Origin of the sequence: Cohnella xylanilytica (genome assembly GCF_014212175.1) — a bacterium.
Taxonomy (GTDB): domain Bacteria; phylum Bacillota; class Bacilli; order Paenibacillales; family Paenibacillaceae; genus Cohnella; species Cohnella xylanilytica.
Window position 1 is genome coordinate 1 of the sequence record NZ_JACJVR010000049.1, and the last position, 15,807, is coordinate 15,807.

General features: G+C 60.9%; 15 protein-coding genes. 13 read left to right on the forward strand and 2 right to left on the reverse strand.

What is annotated here, in order from left to right:
- Window positions 1–119: 119 nt before the first annotated feature.
- The 4 genes from H7B90_RS12205 to H7B90_RS12220 all read left to right on the forward strand — a co-directional run bounded on the left by H7B90_RS12205 (window position 120) and on the right by H7B90_RS12220 (window position 3,429).
- Window positions 120–329 (forward strand): hypothetical protein, encoded by a 210-nt coding sequence (locus H7B90_RS12205; protein ID WP_185136158.1) that lies wholly within the window; start codon window positions 120–122, stop codon window positions 327–329.
- A 205-nt stretch (window positions 330–534) separates the two neighbouring features.
- Entirely contained in the window at window positions 535–1,311 is a 777-nt protein-coding gene (gene fabI / locus H7B90_RS12210) for an enoyl-ACP reductase FabI (protein ID WP_185136159.1), read from the forward strand.
- Window positions 1,312–1,528: 217 nt separating this feature from the next.
- The gene (locus tag H7B90_RS12215; RefSeq protein ID WP_185136160.1) at window positions 1,529–2,899 is read left to right on the forward strand and encodes an outer membrane protein assembly factor BamB family protein; all 1,371 of its coding nucleotides are present in this window, start codon (window positions 1,529–1,531) and stop codon (window positions 2,897–2,899) included.
- A 47-nt stretch (window positions 2,900–2,946) separates the two neighbouring features.
- A complete protein-coding gene (locus H7B90_RS12220; RefSeq protein ID WP_185136161.1) occupies window positions 2,947–3,429 on the forward strand; it encodes a hypothetical protein in 483 nt (160 codons plus the stop codon).
- 66 nt (window positions 3,430–3,495) lie between these two features.
- Here the strand turns inward: H7B90_RS12220 and uraA are convergent, their stop codons facing one another.
- Entirely contained in the window at window positions 3,496–4,788 is a 1,293-nt protein-coding gene (gene uraA, locus H7B90_RS12225; RefSeq protein ID WP_185136162.1) for a uracil permease, read from the reverse strand.
- Between the two features lie 311 nt (window positions 4,789–5,099).
- On the opposite strand from uraA, the gene H7B90_RS12230 reads away from it, so the two are divergent.
- The 9 genes from H7B90_RS12230 (at window position 5,100) to cls (ending at window position 14,273) form a co-directional block, all read left to right on the forward strand.
- Complete coding sequence (locus tag H7B90_RS12230) at window positions 5,100–5,579, forward strand: hypothetical protein (protein ID WP_185136163.1); 480 nt, start codon at window positions 5,100–5,102, stop codon at window positions 5,577–5,579.
- On the forward strand, window positions 5,576–6,751 hold the full coding sequence (locus H7B90_RS32550; protein WP_212959785.1) for a helix-turn-helix transcriptional regulator: 1,176 nt from the start codon (window positions 5,576–5,578) through the stop codon (window positions 6,749–6,751). Before H7B90_RS12230 ends, H7B90_RS32550 begins: the two co-directional genes overlap by 4 nt.
- Before the next feature lie 85 nt (window positions 6,752–6,836).
- On the forward strand, window positions 6,837–7,292 hold the full coding sequence (locus tag H7B90_RS12240; protein WP_185136164.1) for a DUF2269 family protein: 456 nt from the start codon (window positions 6,837–6,839) through the stop codon (window positions 7,290–7,292).
- A 21-nt stretch (window positions 7,293–7,313) separates the two neighbouring features.
- The gene (locus H7B90_RS12245) at window positions 7,314–8,138 is read left to right on the forward strand and encodes an arylamine N-acetyltransferase (protein WP_185136165.1); all 825 of its coding nucleotides are present in this window, start codon (window positions 7,314–7,316) and stop codon (window positions 8,136–8,138) included.
- Between the two features lie 111 nt (window positions 8,139–8,249).
- On the forward strand, window positions 8,250–9,644 hold the full coding sequence (locus H7B90_RS12250) for an MDR family MFS transporter (protein WP_185136166.1): 1,395 nt from the start codon (window positions 8,250–8,252) through the stop codon (window positions 9,642–9,644).
- Window positions 9,645–10,503: 859 nt separating this feature from the next.
- Window positions 10,504–10,842: a hypothetical protein gene (locus H7B90_RS12255; protein ID WP_185136167.1), complete on the forward strand. Its 339-nt coding sequence runs from the start codon at window positions 10,504–10,506 to the stop codon at window positions 10,840–10,842.
- Window positions 10,843–10,881: 39 nt separating this feature from the next.
- Entirely contained in the window at window positions 10,882–11,367 is a 486-nt protein-coding gene (locus H7B90_RS12260) for a nitroreductase family protein (RefSeq protein WP_185136168.1), read from the forward strand.
- A 14-nt stretch (window positions 11,368–11,381) separates the two neighbouring features.
- The gene (locus tag H7B90_RS12265) at window positions 11,382–12,800 is read left to right on the forward strand and encodes an MFS transporter (protein ID WP_185136169.1); all 1,419 of its coding nucleotides are present in this window, start codon (window positions 11,382–11,384) and stop codon (window positions 12,798–12,800) included.
- An 18-nt stretch (window positions 12,801–12,818) separates the two neighbouring features.
- Window positions 12,819–14,273, forward strand: coding sequence for a cardiolipin synthase (gene cls / locus H7B90_RS12270; RefSeq protein ID WP_185136170.1), 1,455 nt, complete (start codon window positions 12,819–12,821; stop codon window positions 14,271–14,273).
- Window positions 14,274–14,396: 123 nt separating this feature from the next.
- Here the strand turns inward: cls and H7B90_RS12275 are convergent, their stop codons facing one another.
- Window positions 14,397–15,380 (reverse strand): aldo/keto reductase, encoded by a 984-nt coding sequence (locus H7B90_RS12275; RefSeq protein ID WP_185136172.1) that lies wholly within the window; start codon window positions 15,378–15,380, stop codon window positions 14,397–14,399.
- Between the last annotated feature and the right edge of the window lie 427 nt (window positions 15,381–15,807).

Consider the following 15,807-nt stretch of genomic DNA (forward strand, 5'->3'; position numbering starts at 1 on the left):
CTTTCGAAATTCAGGTTCAAGATTCGGATTGGACGGGCAATCCTGAGGGGAATTGGATGGTGCGGGACGCGAACGGAACCGATATGATTAACGCAGTCGCAGAAGGCAGGTGAGCATGGATGAACGTGGAGATCCTGATCGTTCTCGTCATCGTCGTGATGGCGGCCGCGCTGATCGGCACGTTGATGGTCGGATTCTCCCGGGGCAACCGGGAGGAGAATCCGGAATATATGAAGAGAACGGGCAAGAACTGGGCGAAGCTGACCGCGATCTACGCGGCGGTCGTCCTTATCGTCGTCCTGATCTTCGTCGCGATCTGGAAGTCTTAAGATAGAGGGGGAGAGCGGAATGGTCTATATGTCCTTGCTGGTGGTCTGCATGATCATTCTCGTCGCCGTCATCGTGTACGCGGGAGCGAGCGCCGAGAAGCACGGCGAGTAAGTGCCGCGGGTCTTCCCGGAGCGAGGATGGAACCGGCGGCCGCAAAGGTGTTATAATAGCGCCTAGTTCCGTAATCGCATTGGAGGATTCGTCATGTCTCAATTGTTAGCCGGCAGAACTATCGTCGTTATGGGCGTCGCCAACGAGCGCAGCATCGCTTGGGGGATCGCCAGGTCCTTGCATCGCCAAGGCGCGCAGCTTATTTTCACCTATCGGAAGGAACGTTCTCTTGAAAAGTTGACAAAGCTTCTCGCTTCGAGCGGCATCGAAGCGAAGCTCGTCGTCTCCTGCGACGTCTCGGACGACTCGAGCGTCGTCGCGGCGTTCGACCGCATCGGCGCCGAAGCCGGCGTCATTCACGGCGTCGTGCATTCGCTCGCGTTCGCCGACAAGGACGACCTGCAGGGCGAGTTCGTCGATACGACTCGCGAAGGCTATAGGCTGGCCCAGGATTCGAGCGCCTATTCGCTCGTCGCGGTCGCCCGGGAAGCGAAGAAGTGGATGACCGAAGGCGGCGGCATCGTCACCCAGACGTATCTCGGCGCCGAGCGCGTGATGAAGAATTATAACGTAATGGGCGTCGCCAAGGCGGCCCTCGAAGCGAGCGTCCGCTACCTGGCGGAGGACTTGGGCAAGTACGGCATCCGGGTCAACGCGGTGTCCGCGGGACCGATCCGCACGCTGGCCGCCAAAGGCGTGTCCGGCTTCAACGACATCATGACCGCGATCGAGGAGAAGGCTCCGCTGCGGCGCAACGTCGACCAGGAAGAAGTCGGCGACGCGACGATGTTCCTGCTGAGCGACTTGTCCCGCGGCATTACGGGCGAAGTGCTGCATGTCGATTCCGGCTACCACATCATGGGGCTGTAACGTCGCCTAATGAGATAACGTTCGGCTCTGTAACGCAACGACGTCAACCGATGGACACGACAACAGGTCCGTCGGCTGGCGCCGTTTTTGTTTTTCCTGAACCACTTCGAATTCTGCCATTCCATAATTTTCAACTTTTAGCGGGGGTTGGCGTTTAAATGGAAGAGACATGGGCTCATACAGGGGAACTCGGATTCTAACGAACGGAAGGTGTACGATGTCAAGGACGACGCGTAAAACGAGGAAAAGAATCTTCTCGACAGGAGCGGCGATCTTGCTGTTCGGCGCGGCGGTTCTAGGAACGGCTGCTCCCGCACTGGCGGATAAGCCGGTTCTATCCCATTCTACCTCAGCGGGGAACGAGCCGGCGGCCCCGCTGGCAAAGGCGGCATGGAGCATTCCGCTCGTTGAACTAGCCGAGGGGGGAGGGGACCGAACGGCGGCGATCGCGGAAGAAGGGCGCGTGTTCGCGCTTATGGACGGCGGCCGACTGGCGGCCTATGAAGGAACGACCGGCAAGCGGTTATGGACGTACGGCAAATCTTTGAAGCCGCTCATGGTCTATGAGCAAAGCACGATTTATGGCTTGGCCGGAGACGGTTCGATTTATGCTGTGACCGCGGACGGGGCTCGGAAGTGGGTGTCGCCGATCGGCGTGAAGGAGGCGGACGGGATCGACATCATTGGCGATACCGTTTACGTCATGAATAATCTCGTCTTCTATGCGTTGGATCGCGCGACCGGCAAGCTGCGGTGGAAGGTCGCGGAGAAGAAGGAAGATTCCTATATCGAGGGCTATGCTAGCGTGACGGAGAGCGAGGGCGTCGTCCTTCGGGAGTATTACGTAGAAGGCGTGCACTCGTCGATTCAAGTCGATGCCTACGATAAGAAGACAGGCAAGCGGCTATGGACGTATTCGGACATCTATTCAGTGCTGACGGTCAGAGGGGGGCTCGTCTATACCTTCCTGGACATGTTCATGCGTGAGGATTACGAATCGGGCAGCAAGAACTTGCACATTGCCGTGCTTGATCTGAAGACCGGCAAGATGATGGAGCATAGGGTGTATAAATGGACGATACAGCAGGATTCCGCCAGTCCTTACCATTTTGGAGGCGCATTTGGCTCCGCGATGGCGGACGGTAACGCGTTATACCTTTTTCAAGACTACACGGTAGCGCAATACGACTTAACGGCCTATAAGCCGGACGGCAACCCTGTCAAGCGCTGGAAGGCCCCGGATCCGGAGCAATTTTACCCGCTTTTCAAAGTGCACCAAGGAAGGTTGCTGTACCAGAATCAGCACGACAATGCAATCGGCCTTCTCAAAACCGTCAACGGAGGCTTCATCCGGACGCCGGCCGGCAGAACGGTCGTGCAGACCGATCTGTACGGGAATGGGTTATATTTGGGGCTTGCGGACGGCACTCTGATCGCCTACGATTTCTCGACCTTCAAGCCTGTATTTAGATTCAATGCAGGGGCAAAGGATTTTCGGCCGACGTTGAAGTCGGGAGGCATGCTGTATGTGCAAGCCGGCGGCAAGTTAACGGCGGTGAAGCTTCCCGCGACCCTTGCCAAGAGTTAGGCAGGCGGCGATCGTTCGCATCTTGCGAACGCGGTATATGGCGGCGTATGAATGGAGGACGAGAGGGGCTGGGGAGCATACGGTACGGAGGACGATGGGCGGTCGCTTGCCTGATCGCGACCGCGCTGTTTATTTATTTGACGGACGAATTCACGATCAAGCCGGAGCGCATATCCGGCAACGGCAATCCCGGCATCGTGCCGCTGTTCCTGGGATTCGTCAGCGCGATCGGCTTCGGGATCGGTTACGCCGTATGGTTGTCGTATCGCCCGTGTAATAGAGGCTTCCTTCGAGCCTTGCTAATCGTCTCCGTTCTGGCGCTCGCCGTTGCCGTCTGGATGGAGTACCGGTTCGCGAGCGATCTGTTCGAGCGGTTCGAGGGGATTGGGGGAGTGGAGACGAACATCGACTATCTCAGCAATCGGCTAAGCCAATTTACGAACACTATCTATCTCAATGCTTACACCTTCACCGGCTTCGCTGCGCTGGTGACGGCGGCGGTCTCGGCAGTCCGAATTTCGCGCAAATAACAAAGACCGCTCCTCTCCGCCTAGGCGTGAAGGAGCGGTCTTTGTCAGCGGGCGGAACCCGAAGGTTCAGTGCCCGGCTTCCTCGTTGTCGTTCGAGATGCGGGTCACTTCGAACAGCTTGAACAGCAAGCTCAGGACGATGGCGACGACGGTGGCGAGCGCCATGCCGGAGAGGGAGAAGTCGCCGATCTTGATGGCGACGCCGGACAAGCCGGTGACGAGTACGACCGTCGTGAGGTACAGGTTCGTCGGCTTGCTATAGTCGACCTTCGACTCGACGAGCATGCGCAGACCGGATGCGGCGATGACGCCGAACAGCAGCAGGGAGACGCCGCCCATGACCGCCGGCGGGATGGCCGCGATCAAGGCCGAGAACTTGCCGAGGAACGAGAGCACGATCGCGAACAGGGCCGCTCCGCCGATGACGAAGGTCGAGTAGACGCGCGTGATGGCGAGCACGCCGATGTTCTCGCCGTACGTCGTGTTCGGCGTCGCTCCGGTGAAGCCGGAGAGGATCGTCGACAGGCCGTTGCTCATCAAGGAGCGGTGCAGGCCGGGGTCCTTCGTCAAGTCCTTGCCGACGATGTTGCCGGTGACGATCAAGTGGCCCGTATGCTCGACGACGACGACGAGCGCGGCCGGCAAAATCGTGAAGATGGCGGACCATTCGAAGCTCGGGTGCGAGAACGTCGGGGCGTCGAAGAAGCTGGCCTCCCGGACCGTGTCGAAGTTCGTCAAGCCGGCGAGCCACGCCAGCACATAACCGGCCACGATGCCGAACAGGATCGGGATGATCCGCATGAAGCCGCGGAACAGAACGGAGCCGAGCACGGTGATGAGCAGCGTGACCGTCGAGACCATAATCGTCGTGGCGTCCGGCTTCCAGCCTTCCGAGCCGTCGGAGATCCAGCCGGACATTCGAGCCGCGACCGGAATGAGCTCGAGGCCGATGACGGCGATGATCGCGCCCATCGCGGCCGGCGGGAACACGACGTGAATCCAGTTCGTGCCGGCCCACTGAATGATTAATGCGACGATGACGAACACGACGCCCGCGATAATGAAGCCCCCGAGCGCGGCGGAATATCCGTCCCCCGGCAGCGAATGAGCGCCGATAACCGCGCCAGCCGGCGTAATGAACGCGAAGCTGGAGCCGAGGTAGGCGGGAATTTTCCCTTTGCAGATCAGAATGTACAGCAGGGTGCCGAGGCCGTTCATGAGCAGGCACACGGCCGGATCGACCTTCAGCAGGTTAGGAACGAGTACCGTGGAGCCGAACATGGCGAATAGGTGCTGCAGGCTGAGCATGACGCTCTGGCCCAGCGGGGGTCTGTCGTGAACGCCGATCTCGCGTCTCATAAGTGTTGCATTCCTCCAAAATAAATAGGGTCAACGCCGAAATACCTTTGTAGATTCTACATATCCCGACGCGAATTGACAAGCTTTTTTCTGAATGCGTTTTCGGCCGTCTCTAAGTTCCGGGCGCCATTCCGGGGGCTCCCCGCCGGCTTCCGCTCGTGCGGCTCCGATCCTAGTTTGGCCCATTCGGCGGCCGCGCTACCCGAATCGGATCAAGAACGGACGATTCATCGTCGATCCGACGCGGGGCGCTGTGCTATTCTAAGAGCAATAGGGCGAAACCCATCGCCGATCGGGAGGGACGATTCGACATGCAGAGATGGCCTGACGAACTGATGCGGTTCGTCGAACAACAGGCGCCGCTCTATATTCATCTGGCGGCCGCGTTGCCGGGCGCGGCCCCCTTCGTCTGCCGCGGCTACGGCCTGTCGGCGGAGCTTCGGGAGAGCGACCGGATCCGGGTCCACGTGCTGAAGAGCCAGTGGGCGAGAGTCGCCGGCCTCCTGCGCGAAGACCAGCCGTTGGCCGTCCTCGCGACGTCCGGACTCGACAACGAATCGTACCAGCTTAAGGGAAAATACGCCGGTTGCCGCGCTTCGTCCGAGGAGCTCGCCCCGATGCTGGACCGCCAGCGAAGAATAGCTTCCCTTCATTTTCCCCATCTCGTCTCGTTGACGAACGTCAAGCCGTCCGATTGCCTGGCGGTCGGCATTGACATTGCGGTCGCGTACGAGCAGACGCCGGGTCCGGGCGCGGGTTCCCTGCTGGCCGAGAGGAGGGAGCCGTCATGATTCCGGCCGAGCTCGTCTCCGCCTTCGAAGGCGCATATCCGTCGGTGCTGGCGACGACGGACGCGGAAGGGGTTCCGAATCTGGCGAACGTGGCGCGCGTCTGGCAGCTCGACGAAGATCACGTCGCCATAGCGAACCAGCTTCTGCGCAAGACCGAACGGAATTTGAAGAGCGGCGCGACCGCTCTGATCAAGACGATAACCCCGGACCGTCTGATCCCTTGGGAGCTGTCGGTCGAATATCTTCGCTCCGAAGCCGAAGGCCCCTTATACGAGCGCATCCGCGGAGATCTGGAAGCGATCTCCCGGATGGCCGGGGCGCGCGAGCCGGTCCGTCTGAAGTCGGCTGTCGTATTCCGGGTGACGGGCATTCGCCGTTGCGTCGAAGAGTCGCCGCATGCTTCTCCCGGCCCGGGGGCGTATTCGGATCTTCTGCACGCGCTGGCGACCAGCCATCGGATCGGCCGGCTCTCCTATTGGATCGCGGAGGAATCGACGGTTCCCAGGCTGGCGGCCACGAGGGGAATGCCGGATGCCGGCACTTCCGCGGAGGCGTTCGAGCCTCTTCGCCGCTTGGCCCAATGGGCCGCATCCGAGAAGCGGATCGTCCGGCTTCGCCGCGTCCGTTCGCAGCTCCGGTATGTCCGCCGGGCCGAGGCCGGCTCCGAGGATGGGACGTGGCCGGGGACGGCCGCAAGCTATCTCGCGTGTCCCGTCGCCGCGTACGATTCCGTTATCGGCATCGTGATCCGCGAGGAAGCCGAAGTCGATTCGAGATGGCCGGAAGGGGAAGACGATTCGTATCTGACGCTGCTCGGCCGGCGTCTCGGGGAAGCTCTCCTGACCGCGGCGGCCGTCCCGGAAGAGGAGAGGAAGGCCCTGTTCCTGCAAGCGATCGAACGCGCCAAGCTGGAGACTTCGCGGGGGCGAGAAGCGGATTCGACGCTTCCGCTAAGCGCCAGGGAGAAGCAGGTGGCCGGGTACGTCGCCCGGGGCTTCTCGAACGCGGAGATCGCGAACCGGCTGTTCGTCAGCCCCCGCACCATCACGACCCATTTGGAGCGAATCTACCAGAAGCTGGGTTTGAACTCGCGAGCCGCGCTAACCCGGTATTATCTCGAACATCTGACCGCAACCGGCGACGAGGGCGATTCGGTCCCGCACAATACGTAATCCTACCGATACCGCGTTCGTCGTCCTGCCGCTATTCTAAGAAGGCAGCTGCAAACCAAGCCTTTAAAGAAAGCGGTGTTTCTAGATGGAATGGATCGTCGTCTTGCATGTTTTGTCCGCCTTGTTGGGGCTAGGTCCCGCCTATGCCTTTCCGCTCTTGCTCCGCCATACCGATTCGGCGGCCGATATGGAGCGGGCTCTCGTTACCGTTACCCGGTTGGAGATCTTCCCCAAGCTGTTCGGGACGCTGGCGTTGGTGTCCGGGCTCGTCTTGTTCTTCCTTGGTTCCTACGGCCCGTTCTCGCAAATTTGGATCGTCGGTTCGCTTCTGGTCTATGCCCTCATCGAGGCGATCATCATCGGGCAGCTCAATCCGGCCGCCAAGAAGCTGCGGTGGATTCTCGAGCAGAAAGCCCCGGGTACCGGGGACGTTCCGCCGCCCGGCGCGCCCGCCCTGTTCGCCAAAGTCCGCGCTCTTCATGCCTGGGCCTGCGCGCTTAGCGTGATCCTGATCGTCCTGATGGTACTGAAACCGCAATAAGAGGGAGGCTCCGGAACCGAGATGAACCCGGCGCAGCAACAAGCTTATTTGAGTCTGTTGGAGCTGGAGCGGAAGAGTCTCCCGACCACGGACTATTTGAGGGAATTGATAAGAGCGCATCTGAGCCGCGTGCCGTTCGAGAACGCGAGCAAAATTCATTATTATCGGACCCGCGGCCGGGAGGGGCTGCGGTGGCTGCCCGACCTGGAGACTTACTTGCGGAATATGGCCGAACGGGGGTTCGGCGGCAACTGCTATATTTTGAACGCCTGCTTCGGCGAACTGCTGCGGTCTCTCGGCTATCGGGTCGAGCTTGTCCGGGCGACAGGCGGGAACACGCATCTGGGCTTGAGGGTCGAAGCGGAAGGGCGCCTCTATTACGTGGATGTCGGCTACGGGGCGCCGCTGTTCGACCCGCTTCCGCTCGACGAAGAACCGCGGTTCGCCCGCTGCGGGGAAGAGGTGGAGATTCGCCGGGTAGCGGAGGGACATTACCGGATCGACCGGCGCGCGAACGGGCAAAGCTTCGTAACCAAGTATATCGAGTGGTCGCCGGTGCCGCTCGAGAGCTTCGGCGAAGCGATTGCCCATTCGCTCCGGGACGAGGACGAGAATCCGTTCATGCGCAGGATCGTGGCGACCTTGTTCCGGAAGGAGACCGCCTACTCCGTCGTCAACCATAAATTGTTCGTCAAGCGCGGCAATGAGACGGAAGTCCATGAATTCACGTCGAAGCGGGAATGGCTCTCGATGATGAACCGGACGTTTCGGCTGGACGAAGCCGTTCTGGAGGAGGCGCTTGCCTTTTTGTCCGAGCGGGGCGTCCATCTGTTCCCCTCGTCTTGATATAGATTTTCAACGGGACAGACGATTGACAAGAAGGGAGCCCATCTCGATAATAGAAAAGCAAACATTTATGTTTAAAAAGTCTATCATCGAAATGAGGCTTTGCGTAGCGTGTCTACTCAATCGAATGTCAAATGGATCGTGGCGGGATTGCTGGTGGCGCTGTTCATCGGGGCGCTGGACGTAACGGTTGTCAGCTCGGCGACTCCGAAAATCATCGGGGACCTGCAGGGCACGCATCTGATCAGTTGGGTGTTCACGATCTATACGTTGACCACCTGCGTGACGACGCCGATCTTCGGCAAGCTGACCGACTTATTCGGCCGGAAGATCGTTTTCGCGATAGGCGTCGTCCTGTTCGTCGTCGGCTCGGTTCTGTGCGGCTTCGCCCAGTCGATGCCGGCCCTGATCGGGTTCCGGGCGCTGCAGGGGATCGGCGCGGGCGCGCTGAATCCCGTCTGCTTCACGATCGTCGGGGATTTGTTCACGGGCGAGAAGCGCGGCAAAATGATGGGCGTATTCGCCTCCGTCTGGTCGATAGCGGGCTTGCTGGGACCTCTCGTCGGCGGGTACTTCGTCGACCATGTCTCGTGGCGGTGGATCTTCTTTATCAACCTTCCGCTCGGCGTCATCGCTTTGATATTGGTCGTCTTCTTCTTGAAGGAAAATTTCGTCAAGCAGTCGCGAGGAATCGACTACGGGGGGGCCGTCGCGTTCACCGTCGCGATCTCCGCCCTGATGTACGCGCTGCTGAGCGGCGGGGAGACGTACGCGTGGGATTCGCCGGTCATCCTCTCGCTATTCGCGGTAGCGGCGCTGTTCCTCGTTCTCTTCGTCTGGATCGAGAGCAAGGTGAAGGAGCCGATGATCCCGCTCTCCATCTTCCGGCACCGGATCATGAACGTCTCCAACCTGAGCGGCTTCCTGGCGTTCAGCATTACGTCGGGAGTCATGATCTACGCTCCGATCTGGATTCAATCCGTCCAGGGGTATTCCGCGACGGCCTCCGGTCTCATGGTCATGCCGATGTCGATCTTCTGGCCGATCGCCTCCAATATCGTTGGCCGGCTCATGTATCGAATGGGCATGAAGGCGAGCGTCGTGGCGGGAGCGTCGGTCGTGGCGGTCGGCGCCGTCTGGATGGCCGTGCTCGACATCCATTCCCCGTCTTGGTACTGGACGGTCATTCTAAGCATTCTCGGCTTCGGAATGGGCTTCGTGTCGACGCCGACGACGGTAATGGTCCAATCCTCGGTCGGCTGGGAGATGCGCGGGGTCGCCACCGCGGCGAATTCCCTGCTGCGCTCGCTCGGCCAGACCGTCGGCGTGGCCGTGTTCGGCACGATCTTCAACCACTTCGTCGTCAACGAAGGGGTCAAGACGGAATTGGTCGGCGGCATGCACGGCATCTTCCTGCTCATGCTCGCCATCGCCGCCGCCCATCTGTTCTCCGTTCTGCTGCTGCCGTCCCATCGCGCCGTCATGGCGCAGCAAGCTTCGGGATAAATTCCCTGCAATCAACGGTTCGGTCGAAGCGTCCTAGCCCTCTCGGGCTTTGGGCGCTTTTTCGCGTTACGGCGAGGCCCTGGTACAAGCCCGGGATATACGACATTGGAAGGGGACGTGCCATTATCCCTTTCGTTCAGGGGACGTTGATCGCACGCGCTCCATCGTATACCGCCATCCCATTGCATCAGGGCGACCCAGCACATCGTATGGCACTATCCCATTGCATCAGGACGATCCAGCACATCGTATGGCGCTATCCCGTTGCATCAGGACGATCAGCACATCGTATGGCAATATCCCATTGCATCAGGAACACAACTTTTCATCCTATACCACTATCCCGATCCTTCAGGCCGTCTGGCTGTGCCGCCGGCTATTCTCCCGTGCGATCAGGAGCCTGTTGGCTCGTTGGCGGCCTCTAGACCTCCCTTTTCATTCAAGCTTCATTCCGTCATCTTCAACTAGCGGCCAGCGTTCCACCTGAGTAAAGGGGATAAGGGCACAAGGGCAGAATAACGCGTCGAATGGGTAAAAGGGGGAAAGGGGACGGGACCGGACCGCTTAGCGGAGACCGAAAGCTAGAAGCGGAGCGACGGGGGTGGAGCGATAGAGACTGCTGAATGAAGGCGGCAGATCGGAGGGGACTGAGCAGAAGGGATAATGGTCTAACCTGAGCAGAAGGGATTATGGCATTACCTGAGCACAAGGGATAATGGCATTACCTGAGCAAAAGGGAGAGTGGCGATAAGTCCGTCCCTTGACAACCGGCGGAACTGCGCATACATTTGTATACAACAGGACAGCGTATACGAATGTATACGAATCCAAACTACAGAATAGAACGGGGGGAATCGCGATGAGAGGTGACCATGGGCTTGGCGGCCGCCGGGGACATCCGTCCAGGGGCAGCAGGCGCGCGGAAGACGACGGGGGAGGCCTTGGGCGGCCGGGCCATGGAGGACACAGCGCCCAGACGTTCCGGCGCGGGAGAGCCCTCGCTTTTCTCGAACGGCTCCAAGTGATGAGGTCGACGCTGGCGGCCCAGCTCGGCCAACCCGAATTCGAGTCCATCCGGCCGGTCATCAGCGGGGAGCTCAAGGCGATCGACAGCGTGATCCAGCAGTTCATCCATACGTTCGAGCTGCGGGAAGGCGTCGAACCGGACGGCGCGGGGCCGGAAGAGAAGAATCTATAAACGAATTCCCATTTTGACGATGATAAAGGAGAAGAGAACATGAATACGATAGAAGCCATTCGTACGCGCAGGAATATCAAGGCGTTCAAGCCGGACGCGATCGCCCGGGAGACGATCGTCTCCTGGCTCGAGGCGGCCAGCTTCGCGCCCAACCACCGGATGACCGAGCCGTGGGAGGTCCGGTTCGTCGGACCCGAGACGCGGGCGAAGCTGAACCACAAGACCGACTTCGGCGCCGCGCCGGTCGTTCTGCTGCTTACGTCCAAAGGCGGGGCCACGCCGATCGAACGCGAAGAGAACCTGATGGCGTCCGCCTGCTTCGCGCAGAACTTCCTGCTGGCGGCCCATAGCGAAGGAGCGGGAACGTTCTGGTCGTCGCTGGCGGCGTCTCCCCGCAGCCGCGAAATTCTCGGCGTGCCGGAAGGGGACGACGTCGTCGGCATCTTCGGCGTCGGCTATCCGGAGGAGGAGCCTCCGGCCAAGGAGAGGACTCCGATCGCGCAGAAGATCTCGGATCTGGCGTAAGGAAGCATAGGCCCATGAACGGGAACGCGCAATCGGTCCGGCTGCGGAGGCCGGCCCCCAACCGTTGGATCGTCCTGGCTAACGTCTCGCTCGGAACCTTCATGTCCACCCTCGACAGCAGCATCGCCAACGTGGCGCTTCCCACGATGTCCGCCGAGCTGAACTCGCCGGTTCATCTCATTCAATGGGTGCTTACCGCGTACTTGCTGACGATCTGCGCGACTCTGCCCATCATGGGCAAAATCTCCGACCTGCTCGGCCGAACGAGGGTGTATCAATTCGGCTTCCTGCTGTTCGCCTTCGGGTCGGCCTTATGCGGCCTGTCCCACTCGCTCGGGATGCTGATCGGCTCCCGCGTCGTGCAGGCGCTCGGCGCCGCGTGCCTCATGTCGAACAGCCAAGCGATCGTGGCGGAGACGTTCGCGAAGGGCGACCGTGGCCGCGCGCTCGGCATCATCGGCACGGTCGTCTCGCTCGGCTCGCTGACCGGTCCGGGCATCGGCGGCATTCTCGTCCACCATTACGGCTGGCCGACGATCTTCTGGATCAACGTGCCGATCGGCATCGTCGCTTTCGTGGCGGGGCTGGTCATCCTGCCGAAGGATTCGGAGGCGAAGCGGGAGCCGTTCGACTTCGCCGGCTCCGGCCTGTTCATCGTCGGCATGACGGCCTTCCTGTACACGCTGTCGAACGCGCAGGACTGGGGCTGGGCGTCGACGGCGACGGCGCTCGGAGGGATCGGATCGATCGCCGTTTTCGTTCTTTTCTACTACTGGGAGAGAAAAACGCGCTATCCGATGCTGGACTTCGGCCTGTATCGGATTCCCGCCTTCGCGGTCGGCAACCTGACGGCATTGCTCGTGTTCGCGGCGAACTTCTTCACGACGGTCATGATGCCGTTCTACATGCAGGACGTGCTGTCGATGTCCGTGGAGAGCGCCGGCTACATGATGATGGTCTATCCGATCGCGATGGCGGTCGTGGCGCCTCTGTCGGGCTTCCTGTCCGACCGGATGGGCTCCAAGCTGCTTACGACGGCCGGGCTCGTCGTCACGCTGGCCGGCTTCCTCTGCCTGACGACGCTCACCGCCGGTTCCCCGCTGCCGCTTCTGGCGTTCTACCTTGCCTTGTTCGGCCTGGGAAGCGGCCTGTTCCAATCGCCGAACAACGCCAGCATCATGGGCGCCGTGCCGCCGCAGAAGCTCGGCTCCGCCGGAGGGCTGAACGCGCTGGCCCGCAACGTCGGCATGGTGCTCGGTACGTCCGTCTCCGTCTCGATCTACGCGACGGGACTGCGCCATTACGGCGGCGGGGTCGCCACGCCCGACCCCCACGCGATGATGAGCGCGCTGCGCGTCGTCTTCGTCTCGGGTCTGGCCGTCAGTCTGCTCGCCCTCGTCGTGTCGCTTCGGCGGCTTAAGCTTAGAACCTAACGTGGTGAGGTTAATCGAATGTCCTTGTCGTCGATCGCGCAACATCTGAATTCGGTCGTCATCGTCATCAATCTCGTATTGGCGATCAGCGTCATTTTCCTGGAGAGGCGCAACGTCGGCGTCACTTGGGCCTGGCTGATGGTGCTGCTGTTCCTGCCCATCGTCGGCTTCGTCGTTTATCTCGTGTTCGGGCAGAACCTGAGCCGCTTCAAGATCTACAAGGTGCGCAAGGAGAGCGAGGAGAGGATCGAACGCCTCATCAAGAGGCAGCGGGAGCAGTTCAAGCACCATCGGCTCGCCTACAACGATCCGGCCGCCGGTGAATTCGACGACCTGATCTACATGAATCTGTCCAGCGCCATGTCTCTCTACAGCCAGGACAATTCGGTCGAGATTTTCAAGGACGGGCCTTCCAAGTTCAAGTCGCTCTTCGAGGATCTGGAGAAGGCGACGCGCCACATTCATCTCGTCTATTACATCGTCAACGACGACGGCGTCGGCCGCAAGCTGCTCGAATGCTTGACGCGCAAGGCCGCCGAAGGCGTCGAGGTTCGCTTCCTGTACGACCCGATCGGCAGCCACCGGCTGTCTACGAGGTTTTTCGATCCGCTGACGAGGGCGGGAGGGAAGGTCGCGGCCTTCTTCCCGTCCCGGATTCCTTATCTGAACTTCCGCGTCAATTACCGCAATCATCGCAAGCTCGCCATCGTCGACGGAGAGATCGGATACATCGGCGGCATCAACGTCGGGGACGAATACATGGGGCTCGTCGAGCGCTTCGGCTATTGGCGGGACACGCACCTGAAGCTGAAGGGCTCCGCCGTCCGCCAGATGCAGGCGAGGTTCCTGATGGACTGGAACTTGGCTTCGGGCGAGGGGCTGGAGGACAGCGAGAGCTACTTCCCGCCGGCGGGCAACGAAGGGACGGTCGGCGCGCAGATCGTCGCGAGCGGCCCGGACCAGGCGCTGGAACAGATCCGCAACATGTACATCAAGATGATCCATCACGCGAAGGAGAGCGTCTGGATCGAGACGCCTTACTTCATCCCGGACGAGAGTCTCCTCAACGCGATCCAGATGGCGGCCTTGTCCGGCGTCGACGTAAGGATCATCATTCCGGGCATTCCCGACCATCAGATGGTCTATTGGGCCACGCACTCGTACATGGGAGATCTGCTGCCGCTCGGCGTGAAGTGCTATCTGTACCGGAACGGCTTCCTCCACGCCAAGACGCTGATCGTCGACGGCAAGATCGCCACGGTCGGCACGGCCAACTTCGACATCCGCAGCTTCAAGCTCAACTTCGAGGTGAACGCCATCCTGTACGACCGCGGCGAAGCCGAGAAGCTGCGGGCGATCTTCGAGGAAGACCTGAAGCACAGCGAAGAGTGGACGTACGAGGCGTATCTGAACCGTCCGCGGAGCCACAAGTTCCGCGAGTCCGTCACGCGGCTGCTGTCCCCGATTCTGTAATCCAAGCTCGAACGCGAACAAGGCTATTCCGCCAGTCCGGCCGGACCGGGACGGAATAGCCTTGCTTCGTCTACGCCGCATCCTATATATGCTTCTATACGCTTCGCCAGTCCGGCCGCGCCCTTATTCAGGCAGGCGGTACCAGGCGAACGGCTCGCCGTATCGGTAGCGGCCGCTGATCCGGTCGAGCTCGAGCCACGCGTCCTCTCCCGGATCGAGCGAGACGCAGGCGAGATTCTCGTCCACCTGCTCCTCGCGGGTCGCGCCGACGATAACCGTCGCGACGGCCGGGCGCCGCAGCAGCCAGGCAAGCGAGAGGACGCCCGGAGAGGAGCCCGCTTCGCGGGCGATCCGGCCGACTTCGCGGCCGAACGCGACGCGGTCCTCGCTGAGGAACCTCGCGAAGCCCGGATCCGAATGGACCCGCGAGCCGGCGGGGGCGGCTCCCGCTTCGGCGGAATCGTATTTGCCCGTCAGGATGCCGCCGGCGAGCGGGAAGTAAGGAATGATGCCGACGCCTTGATCGAGCGACATCGGAACGAGTTCCTGCTCCGGAACGCGGTCGGCCAGCGAGTAGCTGACCTGCGTCGAGACGAAGCGGTTCAAGCCGAGCTTGTCGCTGATGCCGAGCGCCTTCATCAGCTCCCAGGCCGCGTAGTTCGATGCGCCGATATAGCGGACTTTGCCGGAGCGGACCATGTCGTCGAGAGCGCGCAGCGTCTCCTCGAGCGGCGTCGAAGGGTCGAAAGTGTGGATCTGGTACAGGTCGACGTAATCCGTCCGCAGCCGCTTCAGGCTCTCTTCCAGCTGCCGCTCGAGATGGTAGCGCGACGAGCCTCGGTCGTTCGGCCCGGGACCGAAGACGAGCCCGGCCTTCGTCGCCAGCACGACCTCGTGCCGCCTGCCCGCCAGCGCTTCCCCGATAATCGTCTCCGACGCGGTTCCCGCGTAGATGTTCGCCGTATCGATGAAGTTGATCCCGCGATCGATCGCGCGGTGGACGATCCGGATCGACGCGTCCCGGTCGGCGCGCTTCCCGAACGAATTCGTGCCGAGCCCGAGCTCGGACACCTTGAGGCCGCTGCGGCCCAGATTGCGGTAATGCATCGTCATATCGAGAGCTCCCTCCTTCGTGCTGCTGCCATTATACCATGCCTGTTCGCGGCCGCGCGGCAGCGGGAGGGAGCGAGGACGTGCGATGGCGGAGCCCGTTCGCGGTCTACACGCAAAAAAACTACTACACTATTGACCCATTCACATACAGGATCCGTGTACTCTGCTTGGGTTCCTATTCTGGCATCGATCGTATCGGGAAGAAGCTCCGTAGGTGGTTACCGAACCCGACGGCCCCCGTTTCGCCGACGCTGAAGGTTCCGCCGCAGTCAGTCAGGCAGGCGGATAAACTAGCGTTATTTTTCGCATAGCTTCATCGGATACGAGCCAGTTGCCGAGTCTAGGCGGAATTTGTTGATTTTTCATACAACCATCGAGCAAGGCGCCATATCGCGGCAGAATTTATACGATTTTTCATACA

Bases quoted from the DNA above. Each gene is read 5' to 3' on its own strand.
- H7B90_RS12205 (WP_185136158.1), top strand. From the start codon at position 120: ATGAACGTGGAGATCCTGATCGTTCTCGTCATCGTCGTGATGGCGGCC.
- fabI (WP_185136159.1), top strand. From the start codon at position 535: ATGTCTCAATTGTTAGCCGGCAGAACTATCGTCGTTATGGGCGTCGCC.
- H7B90_RS12215 (WP_185136160.1), top strand. From the start codon at position 1,529: ATGTCAAGGACGACGCGTAAAACGAGGAAAAGAATCTTCTCGACAGGA.
- H7B90_RS12220 (WP_185136161.1), top strand. From the start codon at position 2,947: ATGAATGGAGGACGAGAGGGGCTGGGGAGCATACGGTACGGAGGACGA.
- uraA (WP_185136162.1), bottom strand. From the start codon at position 4,788: ATGAGACGCGAGATCGGCGTTCACGACAGACCCCCGCTGGGCCAGAGC.
- H7B90_RS12230 (WP_185136163.1), top strand. From the start codon at position 5,100: ATGCAGAGATGGCCTGACGAACTGATGCGGTTCGTCGAACAACAGGCG.
- H7B90_RS32550 (WP_212959785.1), top strand. From the start codon at position 5,576: ATGATTCCGGCCGAGCTCGTCTCCGCCTTCGAAGGCGCATATCCGTCG.
- H7B90_RS12240 (WP_185136164.1), top strand. From the start codon at position 6,837: ATGGAATGGATCGTCGTCTTGCATGTTTTGTCCGCCTTGTTGGGGCTA.
- H7B90_RS12245 (WP_185136165.1), top strand. From the start codon at position 7,314: ATGAACCCGGCGCAGCAACAAGCTTATTTGAGTCTGTTGGAGCTGGAG.
- H7B90_RS12255 (WP_185136167.1), top strand. From the start codon at position 10,504: ATGAGAGGTGACCATGGGCTTGGCGGCCGCCGGGGACATCCGTCCAGG.
- H7B90_RS12260 (WP_185136168.1), top strand. From the start codon at position 10,882: ATGAATACGATAGAAGCCATTCGTACGCGCAGGAATATCAAGGCGTTC.
- H7B90_RS12265 (WP_185136169.1), top strand. From the start codon at position 11,382: ATGAACGGGAACGCGCAATCGGTCCGGCTGCGGAGGCCGGCCCCCAAC.
- cls (WP_185136170.1), top strand. From the start codon at position 12,819: ATGTCCTTGTCGTCGATCGCGCAACATCTGAATTCGGTCGTCATCGTC.
- H7B90_RS12275 (WP_185136172.1), bottom strand. From the start codon at position 15,380: ATGCATTACCGCAATCTGGGCCGCAGCGGCCTCAAGGTGTCCGAGCTC.